Genomic DNA, 14,839 nt, shown 5'->3' with positions numbered 1-14,839 from the left:
TTCGAAACGGGTCAGCTTCCCTTCTGGGAAACTGGCCCGCCTTATCTGCAATGATCTGTTCTACTCTACGGATAATACATAGTAATATATCGGCTGTCCGCCAAAATGTGCATCCACGTCCGCATCCGGATACAATTCCTCAATCTCCTGTGCAAAGCGGACGGCATCCGCCTCCAGGACATCCTGTCCGTAATACAGGCTGATCAGCTCCGTATCCTCGTCTACCAGTGAGGTGAGCATCTCTTTTGCCACGCCTTCTACAGACTGTCCTACTGCAAGGATCCCTGCGTCGCCGATTCCCATGATATCGCCTTCATGGATCTCTTTGTCATCAATATGGGTATCCCGGACAGCATATGTGATCTGTCCGCTCTTAACATTTTTGATCTCTTCATTCATGTTCTCGGCATTGGTATCAATATCGGCCTCAGGCATGTAATTGATTACCGCCGTGATTCCCTGCGGAACAGTCTTCGTCGGAATAACCAGGATATCCTTGTCTTTGGTCAGGGACTGCGCCTGATTGGCCGCCAGGATAATGTTCTTATTATTCGGAAGGATGAAAATATGATCCGCATTCACCGCATCTATCGCTGTCAGCATATCCTCCGTGCTCGGATTCATCGTCTGTCCGCCTTCAATAATATAATCTACCCCGAGTTCTCTGAATATCTCATTCATTCCCTCTCCGATAGATACTGCAATGAAACCGACTTTTTTTCTGGTTTCCGGCTTTTTAACCGCTTTTTTCTGCTCAGCCGCCTGCTTTTCGGCGTCCTTGATCAGCTTCTCCTGGTGTTCCTCGCGCATGTTATCAATCTTCATGCGTGACAGCTGTCCATAGGTGAGCGCCTTCTGGATCGCCAGCCCAGGATCATTCGTGTGTACATGGATCTTTACAATGTCCTCGTCCGCAACACACACAATGGAATCGCCGATGGATTCCAGATAAGCCTTAAACTCCGTCTCATTTGTCTCAGAAAATGGCTTTGAAGTCATAATAATAAACTCGGTGCAGTATCCAAACTTGATATCTGCCTCCGCCTGTGCCCCGGGCCTCACCATACTTGTACCTGAACTTGCCTCGATGGCGCTGTAATCAATCTCTTTTCCCTGGAAAGCGTCGTATGCACCGTTCAATACTTCTACCAGACCTTGTCCGCCGGAATCTACTACGCCGGCATCCTTCAGCACCGGAAGCATATCGGGAGTCTTTGAGAGCACATATTCCGCATGTTTCAGAACTTCGGGAATAAAAACTTCCAGATCATCTGTCGTCTCTGCCATCTCTGCCGCCTTCTGGGCAATGCCCTTTGCTACCGTAAGTATGGTTCCCTCTTTCGGCTTCATAACCGCCTTATATGCCGTAGCGCGGGCACGGTCACATGCCTGGGCAAGAACCTGTACGTCGATCTCTTTGTATTCACGTATCTCTTTTGTAAAACCTCTGAGAAGCTGTGACAGGATTACTCCTGAATTTCCTCTGGCCCCGCGGAGGGATCCTGAGGAGATTGCTTTTGATACGGACAGCATATCCGGCTGTTCCAGCGCACTGACTTCTTTGGCCGCCGACATAATCGTAAGTGTCATGTTCGTCCCCGTGTCACCGTCCGGTACCGGAAATACATTCAGTTCGTTTATAAATTCCTTTTTAGCCTCCAGATTTGCTGCCCCTGCCAAAAACATCCTGGTTAGCAGCTCTGTATTTATCGTTTTTGTTGCCACGACGAGTATCCTCCTTAATCAATCACTCTGACACCTTCGACGAAGATGTTTATTTTATCTACGGTCATGCCGGTAAATTCCTCTACCTTATACTTTACATTGTTCATCAGATTGTCAGAGACTGAAAGAATGTTCACTCCATATGCAACAATCACGTGAAAACCTAGTTCCAGTACATTATCATCAGAAAGCTCCACGTGAATTCCGTGAGTCAGGCTTTCTTTTTTTAACAGCCTGACAAAGCCGTCTTTCATATTAACCGCAGCCATCCCGACGATCCCGAAACACTCAACCGCCACGGAGCCTGCATACTTGGCAATTACATCGGGATTGATCGTAATAATTCCAAGATCCGTACTCATGCTACCCTTCATCATATATAACCTCCAGTTCTCGAATGGATTTTTCGCATAATCAACACAGGTATTATACTCTCTTTATCACAAATTTACAATATAGATTCATAAAGTGCTGCCAAAACATCCAGAATCTGCTCCTCCGGTATGCTTCCGCTGTCCAGACAGATATCGTATTGGGTCATATCTTCCCACTTTTTGTCCGTAAAGTAGTTATAATAATATCTGCGCTGTTTGTCAATCTTTTTTATAAGGGCGGCGGCCTCACGCTCGTCAATGGAGGCACGCTCCATAATTCTCTCAACGCGCTTTTCAAATGGCGCATGTATAAAGACGCTTCTGCTCCCTTTTGTACCTTTCAGTATATCGTCGGCGCATCTTCCCACGATGATACAGTCTTCCTTCTCCGCAAGCCCTTTGATGATCTCCGCCTGGGTATAGAAAAGAACATCATTCATAGGTTCAAAGCGGAACTTCCTCTCCATCTGCACCTCGTCCTCCACCGGATATCTCCACGGATTCGCTCTCTTCTCATCAACCTTAAGCAGTTCTTCATAGGAAATGTGCTGCCTCTCTCCGGCTATCTTAATCAACTCTTTATCATAATAATGAATCCCGAGCCTCTGAGATAATTTTTTTGCAATATCATGCCCGTTGCTTCCGTACTGCCTGCCAATCGTAATCACCCGTCTGCCCATAGTATTCCCCACTTTCCGCCCGGTTTGAAGGCTTCATTTTCTTATTTAAATTCTATGTCAATTTTAACATGAATTCGAAATTATGGGAACCCAAAAAGAAAAACCGCCTTCTTTTTTCATTTTACTTCCATAAATTCAAAAAAATGCTTGCTTTTAGAAATTCTTTCTGCTAAAATAACAGTGTTGTGAGTCTGTAAGGACTATTTCAGATTGTTAGGAGGTGCAATGATGGCTAAATGTGCTATTTGTGAAAAGGGTGCTCACTTCGGAAACAATGTAAGCCACTCTCATAGAAAAACACCAAAGATGTGGAAATCAAATGTGAAATCCGTTAGAGTTAAAACAGAAGGCGGATCTAAAAAAATGTACGTTTGTACTTCCTGCTTAAAATCAGGACGCGTAGAACGTGCTTAATCTGAACATCAAACGACACGGGGGTACTCACTTTGAAGTGGGTACTTTTTTTGCGGTTTTTTAGCGTCTGGATGGGGGCGCCTGTGCAAGGAGGGGAAGATGCGGCTGGGAACAGGGAATGCTCTTTCTGTATACGGGTCATTTGCTAAGAACGGCTAAATGAAAAACCTGCTGTATTTTGAGGCACCGGAGACATTCACTGCACAATCTTGATGATTGTGCAGCTCAGGTCTCCTTGAAATCGGCTTTGTGAGCCGATTTCATCCTCAAAATACAGCAGGTTTTTCATTAAGCCGTTCTAACGCGCATTTTACGCATTCAGAAAGAGCATTCCCTGTTCCCAGCCGCATCTTCCCCTCCTTGCACAGGCTAGGCGCATCCGGACGGTAGAAAAAGCGTAAAAATGGGGGAGGTACCTGCGGTGGCGGCGGATTGAGCTGGGGGGAATGGTTAATATGGCTGGAGATAGTTGTTATGAAATGCTCCATACCTTTAACTACCTGTATGTAAGATTAATCGCCTGTGGCACCAATTTTCAACAATTCCTTATGCATAGATACTTCCGCGCCGTCAGGTCAAATACGCCGCCCCCGTCCGTCCCGGCCGGATGCGCCAAGCTGAGGGGGAGTCGGGACTGGTTTCCGGCGGGACTGTATATGCCGTTTGGACGCCCTCAGAACGCGATTAGAAGCAGTTGCAGAGAAAATGTGGGGAATAGAGGGCAGGATTTGATTTTCCAAATCAAATCCTGTTGCCGCCGGCGGCGCGAATGCATCGGCATTCGGGCCAACTGCGGCAAGTACCTCTATTCCCCACATTTTCTCTGTTACTGCTTCTTATCAAGTGGCGCGGGCATCCAAACGGCATATACAGCCCCGCCGGAAACCAGTCCCGACTCTCCCTCAGCGTCCCTACCCACAAAACAATTTATATCCTGCCGCCAGACATATGAATGTGACCAGCAGTCCGATTGCGTTGGGCAGTGCCAGCATGACGAACATTCCTATTGCAAACCAGAGTAATGCAAACCCTATTACTTTTTTCATAATCTGTCCCGCTTCCGGCAGGTGGTTTGGTATTATTTTATGCCCGGATTTTAAATTTGTGCATCATTTTCGGTGGAATCTTCGGAATTCAGGATGTCCATGACATCATCCTCGGTCACTTTGTCTTCTTTTTTCGTTGTGAACTTGTCTACCATGTCCGGTACCATATCCAGAAGCTTGGTGATGGTATCCTGGTTCTTGATGTTGACCAGCTTGGTTGTCCCGTTTTTGATGACAAGAACCGCGCTTGGGGTGATCTTGCCGCCCATTCCGCCTGTGCCTCTACCTTTTTTATCACCGTTAAAATAACCGGCGCCCAGTCCGAACGATACATCCACCAGCGGGAGGATAATGGTATCGTTGATGTGGATCGCATCCCCCACTACTGTCTTGGATGTCACAACATTGTCCATTCCCTGAAATAACGCCTCCACAGTCTCCTTAAAATTACTTCCTTCTGCCATGCCTGAATCCTCCTTAATCTTTCATACTTATTTTGTTACAGTTCAAATTTTCTGATATGCCTGAATGTGGTGCGCACGTTTTTGTTCCATATAAGATTCCATCCCACAACCACCACATAGAGAACGCGCAGTTTGCCGGAAATTGCAATGTCCCCTTCCAGTACCCTGTGTTCAAAATCCGGCTGAATATTTGTATGTTTTCCCAGAAACGGATATATCATACTGATGAGGCCGAGCACCTTTCCCGTTATGCTTGGATCCTCAAATCCAAAATGGATATCTGCCTCCAGCCGCTTCGGCTTCAAACAGCGCAGCAGCCGCCGCAGTTCTTTGAGTGCCGTGAAGAATGCGGATCTGTGGATCTCGTCCTCTATGAACTCCAGCAGTGTGTCCTTCTTCTCCAGCAATGACCTTATGGTATCACAAATCTTCTTAAATGTATATTTTATCTTATGATAAATTTTCTGTAACCATTTTACGCTTTTCTCATATTTTTTCTCAACTTTGGAAGCAATGCTTTCTTTTTCTGCCTCTGTTTTTTCATCACCGGACGGGGAGTGCTCATTGTCTGAATACTTCTCATTTTCCTTTTCCGAATCACGCATCTCTTCCCTGAGCAGTTTTTCCAGATTGTTTTCCTCCGCTGGATCTTCTTCTCTATATTTTTCCTGTAAATGCCCTTCCTTCTGCTCCTGATCCGAACGTTTCGCATCCGGGGGCTTCTCTTCCACTATGTTCTCGTCCTTCTGCTCTTCCGGCCACTGCTGTGCGCCATTGTCCATCAGCTCTTCCAGCGCTTTCAGATCTTCCTCTTCGGTATGTTTCCCAGGCCTGGCGGGCTCGTGTGCCTCTTCCCAGTCTTCTTCCACGCCCCCATGCAGCTTCTTCCAGGCGATCCGTACTGTCCACATGAGCTTTCCCCCATCATAGACGGCACTGCCGCTCACAAGATGCATAAACCACGAAAACCGGATCTTCCCATAGAGAGAGTCCAGGGTTCCCCTGCACCTCCCCTCCGCCCGGTAACGCAGAGGCACAAAAAAGACAATGCAAATCAGCAATACCAGTAATCCCAGTATTGCAAGCAATATCCATCCTATAATTTTCAGAATCAAAAGGATTATATGTAACATCCGCTTTTACACTCTGCCTTCCTCATATTCTTTTTGGCGCCTCCGGATATAGCCCCGTATATCCAGATCATTGGTCTTTTTATAGATATCTTCTGCAATCGCCTCCACCAGATAGAGGGCATCATCATATCCTTTCGCAATCCCCACGACAAATACGGGCGTATTTTCATAGATATGCTGTTTGTACAGCAGGGAAGAATAAAATTCCAGATGATTCTGCTCCCCCTGCGAAAGCGTGATGACATAGACGGAAGGCTGCAGGCTGTTGCTTTCCAGCTTCTGCATGACCTTCTCCTTTTTATCCTCCAGGTCCTCACTGACATATAAGTCACAGTAAAATGTCATTTGCATACTCTTCACCACCTGGCTTTAATAGTAATAAGAATCCAGTATCTGCTTGGCAATCGGCACTGCCTTTGCCCCCGCATTTCCGTCATATCCTTCGATGATCACGCTGATCACCAGTTCCGGATTGTCTACATTTGTAAAACCGATGAACCAGGAGTGCGTCTTCTCCCCGTCATCCATGCTGTATTCTGCCGTTCCTGTCTTTCCGGCAGCTGTGTAGGACTGGCCGCTCAGCATCGTTGCCGTGCCCTCGTCTACAACGGCCTTCATATAATCCTTTAACTGAGATGCCTCATCGGAAGTCATCAGTCTTTTATAGCTCTTCGGAACATTTTTCCTGATTTCTGCTCCGTTTGCATTGGTTACCTTCTCCACAAGATATGGTTCCATCAGTGTGCCGCCGTTTGCAATTGCTGCAGTAATCAATGCCATATGGTATGGGCTGACCAGTGTCTCGCCCTGCCCCATGGCGGTCATCATCATTTCCGCACCGCTGGAATTCTCATTAATTCTGAAAGACCCTTTCGAGTAATCCAGAACAGACGGAAGCTTCTTATTAAATAGAAGTTCCTCCGCAGTTTCCCTGTAAGACGTCTTGTTCAGAGAAAGGCCGATATTTGCAAAAGAAGAATTGCAGGAATTGGCCATGGAACTTCTCAGATCCTGCAGGCCGTGCACCGTACTGTCAAAGCAGTGGATCGTAACTCCCTCTGCGGTAATCTCACCGGCACAGTCGTAGCTGTAATTGGCATAATCACTGTGCTCCCTGATGTATTCCAGCGCGGTCACCACTTTAAATGTGGACCCCGGCGCATACTGTCCCTGTGTAGCGCGGTTCAGCAGCGGACTTTCACTGTCGTCTGCATTCAGCGCTTCCCAGTTAGCCTCCACGCTGTTGGGATCATAAGTGGGCCCGGATACCATGGTCAGGATCTTCCCTGTGCTTGCCTCCATCACCACCACGGCCCCCTTATTGCCGCCAAGTGCATTGTAAGCCGCCTGCTGGAGATCTGCGTCAAGGGTTGTGACTACGGTGTCTCCCATATTCTTTTCGTCTTTGAATTCATTCATCAGCTTCTGCGGAAAAAAAGCATTCGAGGTGAGCAGTTCAAAGTTCTCAATGGATTCCAGCCCGCTCTTCCCGGTTGACGGAAAGCTGTACCCAACGACATGGGCAAAAGCCGCGCCATAAGGGTAATTGCGCACTTCCGTCCCGTCCTCCGCCACATTCGTCTCCGCCAGCACATTTCCGTTTTTATCCACAATATTTCCGCGGATTACGCGGTCCGCAAATGCGTCCTGCCGCTCATTATACGGGCTGTTTACAATAGTCTTGGCACGAACGATATTAAAATATACCATATAAGCCATTAAGGCAAGAAACAGAGCGACAAACAAGTACGTGACTCTAGCGAACTCTTTGTTTCGGAACTTCTTCGAACGCTGGTTTTTTGCCCGGCTGTTTTTTCCGCGGCGCCTTTCCTGGCTGTTCACTTCTTCGTAATTCTCTCTCTCTTCTCTTCTCAATAATCTCTTCCTCGTCTTCTCTTAAAATATACAGGCCCTGTATGATTCCAAACATAATCATTGTGCTCAGCATGGAACTTCCTCCATAGCTGATCAGGGGCAGCGTAACTCCCGTGGAAGGGATGAACTTAGTCACACCTCCGATTGTAAGGAACACCTGGAAAATATAGCAGGTTCCAAGGCCCAGAGCGATCAGTTTATAGAACTGATTATGGATCGCCATAGCAATGTTCAGGAACATCACATAACAGCTGACACACACCAGTACAAGACACAAGGCAAATATCAGCCCCATTTCTTCTGAGATGGCTGAGAATATAAAATCCTCCTCCGCTACGGGGATGCTGTCCGGAAGCCCCTGGTACAGGCCCATGCCGAACCAGCTTCCCGTCCCGATTGCAAACAGGGACTGCGCGACCTGGTATCCCCCCTCACTGTATGAAGCAAAGGGATCCTTCCAGGCAGAGACCCTGACCTGGATATGATAAAAAAGGTGGTATGCCAGCACCGCGGCTGCACTGCCTCCTCCGATCCCGGCCAGCGCATAAAGAGGCTGCCTTGTTGCTACATAAAGCATAACCAGATACACCACAAACATAATCAGGGCGGCGCCCAGGTCCGTAGACAGAACCAGAATCAGCACATGCAGCCCGGCCACAGCCGTCGTGATCACCACATTCTTAAACTCCGTAGACTTATTCAGACTTGCCGCCACATAAAATACAAATAAAATCTTTACGAATTCCGAGGGCTGGATTCCGAATCCCGCAATGGTGAATCCCAGCTTTGCGCCGTCGGAGAGCTGCCCCAGCACAGCAACCGCACCCAGGGCCAGAATCCCAACACCGGCATAGATATAAGTCCAGTCCTTTAAAAACTTCAGTTTTCGTATCAGCACCGGCACAAACAGCCCAATGACCGTGCCCACCACGGCAAAGACAAACTGCTTCACAGCCTTCGCATATGTCAGTCTCGTAATCATGATGAAACCGATACTCAGCAGCATACACATATTATTGACAATCAGCCGGGATACTTTCGGATAAAGCACCCGGTAAAGTACAAGTACTGCGATCAAAAGCACGACCTGTGCCCCGTAGAAAAAGATCAGCTTCTTTTCCTTCGTCTGCAGATACATGACAAGGTAGGCAGTAAATTGAATCAGGAACATCAGTACATTCTGTCTGATTAATATCCATTTTTTGTCTTCCTCATACACTTGCGCGAATATGGAAAAACAGGAAAATGTATACACTGCCATCAGTATAATCATAATATACTTCGATAATTCTACTACAATATTAACCACTTTTTCACCTGCTTTTATGTTATTCCTCGTTTAAAATGTCCTCTGGTAAAAGCCATACCCTCTGTACGGACCTGCCTGCCTCTGCGATAAATGTCTCTGTACATATCCAGGATCATCCGGGCTTCCTGCCCGCTCTCCTGTGTAAACATGAGCCGCAGCCCTGCCGGAGAGAGCCCGCAGATCTCTTCCTTTAGATCCAGAAGAAAGACCGGCTTTGTATTGTACATTACATTATAACAGAATCTGCAGCATCTATTTACAGGAAATTCTTTCTGATATCTGTCTTTGATCACCGTGATGCCGGGGGTATTCGTACATCCCGACGTGCTTTTTGCGATACATTGTGCAGACACCATGACCGGCAGCCGTCCATAGACCAAAAGCTCGGCTTCTTCGATCCCCAGCCGCTCCAGCTCCGCCCTGTTTAATTCCACCGGCGCCGTAATGCTCTCTACGCCGCAGCTGCTCCAGAACTCCTTCGCGGACTGATTGAATACATATAGATTATGGTCCAATATGATCTTCTTGTCAAATCCATGTTTCCGCAGGAAATGAAAACTTTCATAATTGCGGACTAAAAATCCGTCAAACTCCGCCAGTATCCCCATATTTTCCGTATAATAGGACACCGCCGTTTCTCTGAATATATGAGGCATTGCAAGAAACAGCTCTTTCCCCTGCCCTTTTGCCTCCCGGGAGATTCTTTTATAAATGCCATTTTTTATAAAATCCGTCTCAGAACTACTTTCCAGGTAAATCCGGAAGACTTCCGGACACGCGACTGCCGCTTCAGTCTGTTCTTCCGATTCCGCTAATACGGAGAGATAAGGTACCTTCTTTTCCCCCGCCGTTCGTTTAGGATCCAGCATTTCCCGACCTTGTTCCGGTATACAGCCGTTTCTTCTATATTGATTACAAATAGCCTCTTCCAAATATTCCAGCGCCCTGCGTCTGAGTTCATTCAGTCTCTGCATTGGCAGAAATACAGGGCCGTCCGTTGTAACTTCCAGGGATTCGAAAACAAATTCAGTATTTCCGGTCTTCATAAGCTGCTTCTTGATTCTCTCTTCATCCAACGGCTGGTTCTTAGCAGCTTCCGTCCGCTCTTCTGTCTCCGCCGAAACCGTGATCCCCCGGAACTCTAGCGTCAAAACCGCAGGCTCCTGAACGGCAGCCCGAAAACTTCCGCGTATGGTCTCCTGCGCAGTTCTGTCTATATATCTTTTTTGTATACACTCCAGCAACTCAAGGTTTCGGATCCGGCATAATATAATTCCCTTTTTCATTGTCATTTTGCGCGGTACCAGAATCTTCGATCTGCCGCCTGCCGGAACCGCCGTTCCAAAAGTGTACCATTTCTGCCGGTCCGCATCGGCTTTGGCTTCCAAAGTCCTGCCGCTCTCTCCGGCGTTTTCGCCTTCCAGCTCCAGAATATCTCCTTTGTGAATATCCGTCAGCGCCTCCACTGCAATCTCACGCCCTTTTTGCGCAATGACCCGCACTGCGGGCACACCGGCATGGTTCGGACGATCCGGAGAAAGCATATTCCGTCCGTTATGCTGCCTGTAATATCCCTGACTGAAGCCTCCCCGGTTATAGATATCCATCAGCATCTCCAGATCCCCGGGAGCGACAGCAAAACCCTCCCTGCCATTTTGGAGATACATGTCCGTATATTTGCGGTACATGGCCGTAACAAGCGCTACGTACTCCGGTTTTTTCATTCTCCCCTCGATCTTGAAGGAATCGATCCCCGCATCCACCAATTCCGGTATCAATTCCAGCGTGCAGATATCCTTCAAACTCAGAGTGTACTCTTTTTTTTCATTCACAGTATAGGGAAGCCTGCACGGCTGCGCACACTGCCCTCTGTTTCCGCTGCGTCCTCCAATCAGGCTGCTCAGCAGGCACTGCCCAGAGTAGCAGTAACAGAGCGCCCCATGGACAAAACACTCCATCTCAAGGCCGGTCTGTTCTACAATATCGCGCACTTCTTCCAGAGCAAGCTCTCTTGCAGGCACAACACGTGCCGCACCCTGCTCTTTTAAAAACAGAGCACCCTCTGTATTTGTAACCGTCATCTGTGTACTGGCGTGGATATCCATTCCCGGAAAATGCTCTCTAACAAATGAAAGCACGCCTATATCCTGTACAATCACTGCATCCAGCCCCTGCCGGTAAAGCGGGTCCAGATATTCGTACAGTTCTTCAAGCTCGGCATCCTTTAAAAGAGTATTCACTGTCAGATAGAACTTTCTGCCATGAAAATGTGCATAATCAATGGCAGAAAGGAGCTGCTCCTCCGTAAAATTATCCGCAAAAGCCCTTGCACCAAAACGAGGGCCGCCTGCATATACTGCATCCGCCCCTGCCGTTACAGCCGCCATAAAGCTCCCGTAAGAACCCGCCGGCGCCAGTATCTCTATTTTATTGCTTCCTTTTCTGTCCTGTGTCAATGATGTTCCTCCGCCTGGGATAAATGAAATAAGCTGTCCAATGACAGCCTACTCTTATTTTCTGCGATTCTTCATCTCAGTTTCTAATTTTACAATCTGCATCTGCAGGTCGTTATTCTCTTCCTTCATCTTAGCCAGTTCCTTCTCAGCGTTCTCCAGCTTAATCTGAACAGATATCAATTCGTGCTTCAGGTCGTACATCTCTTTGTCTTTTAGTTCAATATCACTTTCAAGGGAATCACCCTGTTTTTTCGCCTTAAAATAGTCGTCTGCGATATTCAGGGCAAGGAGCACGTTCCGGGTATCGGCGCTTTGTTTACGGAACCCTTCGCTGTTGGCACATTCTGTAATCTTATGGTTCAGATAGGAAGAAACTTTTTGAAGATATTCTTCGCCTTCAAATCCGCTTAATGTGTAGACCTTTCCTCCAATTAAAACTTCTGTAAAATGTTTTGCTGAACTCATAGCATCCTCCTCAGTTACTGTTCACTCCCCAGCCTGTCACTACGCTGACAGACTGGGAGCGACAACGTAAAACAGCCGATGAGCCTGCCCCTCGCCAAAGGCGGCTTTTAATGGGCAGGCGGCGTTACTGTTTACAGGCTTTGCCTGTGAACAGTAACCCTCCTCGTGTTTCTTACCTGTTATTATAAACTATATGAATACAAAAACCAACCATTTTTTCAAGTTATTTCCTATTTCATCAGCCGAAATAAGCAGAATTTTCAGTCTGAAAGCGGGATTCCCAGGTGCGTGTAAGCCAGATCCGTCGCCACCCTTCCCCTGGGTGTCCGCTGGATAAATCCACTTTTCAACAGGTACGGTTCGTAAACGTCTTCCAGCGTCCCTGCATCTTCGGATATGGATGCAGACAACGTGTCCAGCCCCACAGGGCCTCCCTGAAACTTCTCGATCATCGTCAGCAGGATGGTCCTGTCAATGTGATCCAGCCCGTACTTGTCCACGTCCAGCAGATCCAGGGCATAATTGGCCACTGCTTCGGTAATGACTCCGTCGTACTTCACCTGTGCAAAATCCCTCACACGCTTGAGAAGGCGGTTTGCCAGCCTCGGGGTCCCCCGGGAGCGCTTGGCCAGCTCCAACGCTCCGTTCCCGTCGATCTCCACACCCAATACCTGGGCAGACCGCATGATAATCGTCTTCAGCTCCTGCTCCGTATAGAATTCCAGATGATTGACAACCCCGAACCGGTCCCGCAGGGGCGCCGTCAGCATACCCGCCCGGGTTGTTGCACCAACCAATGTGAACTTGGGCAGATCCAGCCGGATGGAACGGGCCGTTGCCCCTTTTCCGATCATGATATCGATCGCATAGTCCTCCATGGCGGGATACAGCACTTCTTCCACCTGCCGGTTCAGCCGGTGGATCTCATCCACAAACAGAACGTCATTCTCCTGCAGATTATTCAGAATAGCCGCCATCTCCCCCGGCTTTTCAATTGCAGGGCCCGAAGTAATCTTTATATTCACGCCCATTTCATTGGCAATAATCCCCGCCAGGGTCGTCTTGCCCAGTCCGGGCGGGCCGTAGAACAGCACATGATCCAGGGCCTCTTGCCTCTCCCTTGCCGCTTTTATGTAGATTTTCAACGTTTCTTTCGCTTTTTCCTGCCCAATATAATCTTCCAGATGCTGCGGCCTCAGACTGCTCTCTATCTTTACGTCCTCTTCCAGATTTTCCGTTGTTATGATTCGTTTTCCCATACTTTCCCTCTGTCATGAAATTAAAGCATTTTTTTCAAGGCTTCCTTCAGCACATCCTCCACGGTTGGATTGTCCAGCTCCACCTGTTTGACTGCGCGCAGGCTTTCCGTGCTTCCATATCCCAGTGCCACCAGAGCCTGAACCGCTTCGGACTGGATTCCGCCGTTATTGACAGGAACCGCGGCCGCGCTGCTGTCCGCTGCATGCGTAAGCACATCTTCAATGTTGAGTTTATCCTTCAACTCTATGATCAGCTTTTCCGCTGTCTTCTTCCCGATTCCCGGCGCCGCTGAGATTGCCTTCACATCTCCCGACAGCACTGCAAAACGCAGGTCATCCGGTGTCAGCTGGGATAGGATGCTCAGGCCGCCCTTGGGGCCGATTCCGCTGACGCCGATCACGAGCTTAAAAACTTCCAGATCGTCTCTGGTCAGGAAGCCAAACAGCTGCATCGCGTCCTCCCGCACGTTCAGATAGGTGTGGATCTTTACTTCATTTCCCGGCTGAGGCAGCAGCCCCATAGCCTGTCCCGGCATATAAATGCCGTATCCAACACCGCCCACATCCACTATTACTTTTTCCTTCTCCACAGCAGCAAGTTCGCCGCGAATATATGAAATCATCGTTTTCCCCTTTTCTATAGTAAAGCATTGCATTAATCTTTTCATAATAAGTGCCTGATATCTGCGTCAGAGTTGTGCCTGCTTTCGCGGCGGCGCAATAGTTCCTGCGTCTTCCTTTTTTACATCAATGTCAGGTTTCTCAGCCTTTTGAGCACTTCACCCGAGATCAGCCCGATCAGTGCTCCCGTAATGACGCCCGCAATCAACAGCACAGGCAGATAATAACCAACTTTAAATGTCTCCACGACCACCATCGCTATGAAAAGCTGTCCGATATTATGAAACACGCCTCCGGCGATGCTGACTCCTGTCACGCTGAAGGATCCCCTGTTTTTTAATACCGTCATTACCGCCAGGCTTAAAACGCCCCCTGCCAGACTGTATATGATACTGAACATATTGCCAAATATGAAACCCGCCAGCACGATCCGGACTACGGAAAGCAGCAGAGCCTCTTTTGCACCGCACTTATACAGCATGATTACGATCAGCAGGTTCGCCAGCCCCAGCTTAATCCCCGGAATCCCGAATTGTATCGGAATCAGCATCTCCACATAGCTGAATATAAGGGCAAGCGCCGTAAACACTCCAAAATAAGCAGCTCTGTTCTTCATGCCTCTTCCTCCTGTACGCCTGGACTCTGACACCACTATTTTGCCACCGCATCCATTTCACGGTCTTCCCCGCCTTCGATGGATACTACGACCTTATTGGGCAGGCATATGATGCTCTCCCCATCTCTTGAAACCGCCTTCTGATGCACACATAGTTTATCCGGGCAGTCTGCGGAGGACATCCTAGCTTTACCGTCATGAATCTCGAGGGTGTTAGTCCCCTGTATATCTATGATCTGGTCTTTTGACAAATCATATTCCCCAAATAGTTCGCCGTCAACCCGGACCACTGCTTTTCCCATGCCACTGTCTTTCTTCAGATAATGATAGCCCATCACAGAAACTGCGATGAGTAAAATGAGTCCGATTAATAAAAAATCATTTTTTTTCATATCCGCCTCC

The 14,839-nt window shown here is 48.1% G+C and carries 16 protein-coding genes; 1 reads left to right on the top strand and 15 read right to left on the bottom strand.

From position 1 onward, the window contains the following. Positions 1-60: 60 nt before the first annotated feature. The 3 genes from GKG43_RS01705 to GKG43_RS01695 all read right to left on the bottom strand — a co-directional run bounded on the left by GKG43_RS01705 (position 61) and on the right by GKG43_RS01695 (position 2,779). A complete protein-coding gene (locus GKG43_RS01705) occupies positions 61-1,725 on the bottom strand; it encodes a DAK2 domain-containing protein (protein ID WP_050642339.1) in 1,665 nt (554 codons plus the stop codon). A gap of 14 nt (positions 1,726-1,739) precedes the next feature. Further along, the gene (locus tag GKG43_RS01700) at positions 1,740-2,099 is read right to left on the bottom strand and encodes an Asp23/Gls24 family envelope stress response protein (protein ID WP_050642790.1); all 360 of its coding nucleotides are present in this window, start codon (positions 2,097-2,099) and stop codon (positions 1,740-1,742) included. 74 nt (positions 2,100-2,173) lie between these two features. Further along, a complete protein-coding gene (locus tag GKG43_RS01695; RefSeq protein ID WP_050642340.1) occupies positions 2,174-2,779 on the bottom strand; it encodes a cytidylate kinase-like family protein in 606 nt (201 codons plus the stop codon). Positions 2,780-3,007: 228 nt separating this feature from the next. Here GKG43_RS01695 and rpmB point away from each other — a divergent pair, with 228 nt between their 5' ends. After that, positions 3,008-3,193 (top strand): 50S ribosomal protein L28, encoded by a 186-nt coding sequence (rpmB, locus tag GKG43_RS01690; RefSeq protein ID WP_009320597.1) that lies wholly within the window; start codon positions 3,008-3,010, stop codon positions 3,191-3,193. A gap of 911 nt (positions 3,194-4,104) precedes the next feature. On the opposite strand, the gene GKG43_RS23540 is transcribed toward rpmB, so the two are convergent. From GKG43_RS23540 to GKG43_RS01635, 12 genes are all read right to left on the bottom strand, one after another. Continuing rightward, the gene (locus tag GKG43_RS23540) at positions 4,105-4,239 is read right to left on the bottom strand and encodes a hypothetical protein (RefSeq protein ID WP_255350423.1); all 135 of its coding nucleotides are present in this window, start codon (positions 4,237-4,239) and stop codon (positions 4,105-4,107) included. Positions 4,240-4,289: 50 nt separating this feature from the next. Next, a complete protein-coding gene (locus tag GKG43_RS01685; RefSeq protein ID WP_050642341.1) occupies positions 4,290-4,703 on the bottom strand; it encodes a GerW family sporulation protein in 414 nt (137 codons plus the stop codon). Between the two features lie 35 nt (positions 4,704-4,738). After that, positions 4,739-5,836 (bottom strand): DUF2953 domain-containing protein, encoded by a 1,098-nt coding sequence (locus tag GKG43_RS01680; protein WP_055153245.1) that lies wholly within the window; start codon positions 5,834-5,836, stop codon positions 4,739-4,741. 6 nt (positions 5,837-5,842) lie between these two features. Further along, positions 5,843-6,187 carry a hypothetical protein gene (locus tag GKG43_RS01675; protein WP_050642343.1) on the bottom strand — a complete coding sequence of 115 codons (345 nt, stop codon included), beginning with the start codon at positions 6,185-6,187 and terminating at the stop codon, positions 5,843-5,845. 18 nt (positions 6,188-6,205) lie between these two features. Then, positions 6,206-7,711, bottom strand: coding sequence for a penicillin-binding transpeptidase domain-containing protein (locus GKG43_RS01670; protein ID WP_330377637.1), 1,506 nt, complete (start codon positions 7,709-7,711; stop codon positions 6,206-6,208). Further along, on the bottom strand, positions 7,593-9,020 hold the full coding sequence (locus GKG43_RS01665) for an FtsW/RodA/SpoVE family cell cycle protein (RefSeq protein WP_055153247.1): 1,428 nt from the start codon (positions 9,018-9,020) through the stop codon (positions 7,593-7,595). Before GKG43_RS01665 ends, GKG43_RS01670 begins: the two co-directional genes overlap by 119 nt. Positions 9,021-9,034: 14 nt before the next feature. Further along, a complete protein-coding gene (locus GKG43_RS01660) occupies positions 9,035-11,476 on the bottom strand; it encodes a U32 family peptidase (RefSeq protein ID WP_242857584.1) in 2,442 nt (813 codons plus the stop codon). Positions 11,477-11,530: 54 nt separating this feature from the next. Beyond that, positions 11,531-11,941 (bottom strand): cell division protein ZapA, encoded by a 411-nt coding sequence (zapA, locus tag GKG43_RS01655; RefSeq protein ID WP_009004307.1) that lies wholly within the window; start codon positions 11,939-11,941, stop codon positions 11,531-11,533. Positions 11,942-12,201: 260 nt separating this feature from the next. Beyond that, positions 12,202-13,200 (bottom strand): Holliday junction branch migration DNA helicase RuvB, encoded by a 999-nt coding sequence (gene ruvB, locus GKG43_RS01650; protein ID WP_050642345.1) that lies wholly within the window; start codon positions 13,198-13,200, stop codon positions 12,202-12,204. Positions 13,201-13,220: 20 nt separating this feature from the next. After that, a complete protein-coding gene (ruvA, locus tag GKG43_RS01645; RefSeq protein WP_050642346.1) occupies positions 13,221-13,823 on the bottom strand; it encodes a Holliday junction branch migration protein RuvA in 603 nt (200 codons plus the stop codon). Positions 13,824-13,942: 119 nt separating this feature from the next. Next, positions 13,943-14,437: a Gx transporter family protein gene (locus GKG43_RS01640; protein WP_050642347.1), complete on the bottom strand. Its 495-nt coding sequence runs from the start codon at positions 14,435-14,437 to the stop codon at positions 13,943-13,945. Positions 14,438-14,472: 35 nt separating this feature from the next. Then, positions 14,473-14,829, bottom strand: a complete 357-nt coding sequence (locus tag GKG43_RS01635) for a NusG domain II-containing protein (RefSeq protein WP_050642348.1) — start codon at positions 14,827-14,829, stop codon at positions 14,473-14,475. Positions 14,830-14,839 lie beyond the last annotated feature (10 nt).

The sequence above is a fragment of the Eubacterium sp. BIOML-A2 genome, assembly GCF_009680135.1.
GTDB classification, from domain to species: Bacteria; Bacillota; Clostridia; order Lachnospirales; family Lachnospiraceae; genus Faecalicatena; species Faecalicatena contortus_B.
The sequence above is the reverse complement of the archived record's forward strand: the minus strand, read 5'-3'. Positions and strand labels throughout refer to the sequence as shown.